This is a genomic window from Hoskinsella mucinilytica (assembly GCF_045223415.1).
Classification (GTDB): Bacteria; Bacillota_I; Bacilli_A; order Erysipelotrichales; family Erysipelotrichaceae; genus Hoskinsella; species Hoskinsella mucinilytica.
This window is the reverse complement of the sequence record NZ_JBEQZJ010000103.1, coordinates 1-1124: the sequence shown is the minus strand read 5'-3', so window position 1 is coordinate 1124 and position 1124 is coordinate 1. Positions and strand designations below refer to the sequence as shown.

At 33.5% G+C, this 1124-nt stretch carries 1 protein-coding gene; it reads right to left on the bottom strand.

What is annotated here, in order from left to right; genetic code table 11:
• Positions 1-240: 240 nt before the first annotated feature.
• A complete protein-coding gene (locus tag UGRO018_RS17675) occupies positions 241-843 on the bottom strand; it encodes a DUF6064 family protein (protein WP_416327834.1) in 603 nt (200 codons plus the stop codon).
• Positions 844-1124: the final 281 nt, after the last annotated feature.

Below are 1124 nucleotides of genomic sequence, written 5' to 3'. Positions count from 1 at the left end.
GACAAAAGTCTAAACCTCGTAGTATCTTTCAGCTTTCTATATTGGGGAAAATCCTTCTTTATAAATTTAAATTTTTTTAGCCTGATATCTTTTCATCATGTTTTACTTCTCCTTGAGCTGTAATGGTTACAATATTAAATGGAAAAAGAGCAGCCGTTTTCTTGGTTGAAAATAGCTGCTCTCGGTTCATGTATTCAGTTGTGGGGCTGGTGGCTATTTGCTTGACAAAATGAAATTTGATTATTTCTTTTGAGTTTGCTTTATTCCATTCACAAATAGAACAACGCCATATAAACCGCAAATCAAAAGAATAATATCTTCATAGGCACTAAAAATCACTGATTTTATTCCTGTTAATCCCCAAACGGTTAACAGAGCAAGAAGCAATTTGTTTTTCCTTTGGTAGCACGCATAAACAATTATACTTAAACTGACGATAGGACAAGGCATGATATATGTTACCATTTGTGGGAAAGAGTTCCCTAAAAGTAAGGAAACAAACGGATATAGCAAATAGAGTAACAATAATAGTGTTTGTAACAAATTAGGCTTCTTAATCACATCATTTCGGTTTTGCCAACTTTCAAATAGAAACAAAGCTCCACACAATAAATACAGTGGCAAGGCAAAATATTTTTGGATAGGCTCTGTTCCATACCATGCAAAAAAAACGATGCCTATAAATAAATTTGCAACTCCTAATGCAAATTTCGCCGCCCAGTTTACTTTATGTGTATAAGATAATATAAGCGCTGAAATCACAAATATAAATAAGCCAATTTGAATTATCTTTGTCTGCTCATTATAATTTCCAATAACATTCCAAAATGCCCTTGCGTCCATTCCATTTCCTCTTCAACTTCCGATTTGTCGCTCTGTTTCTTTAGGAAAGTATATCACATGACTGTGAAAAAATCCACATCATTTCAGCCTATGATGGAGAAAAAAAGTTATGGGATATAAAAAAGTAACAAACTCTGCTATAGTGATATTGACGATATACACAAAGGAGGTCTGTTACTTTCCACTATTATAATGGTAGCATCACCCCAATTGAAGTGAAAGCCGGTAAACATACCGCATTAAAAGCTTTCTGTAATTATGTAAAGAAATATCAACCTAAT

Bases quoted from the DNA above. Each gene is read 5' to 3' on its own strand.
- UGRO018_RS17675 (WP_416327834.1), bottom strand. From the start codon at position 843: ATGGACGCAAGGGCATTTTGGAATGTTATTGGAAATTATAATGAGCAG.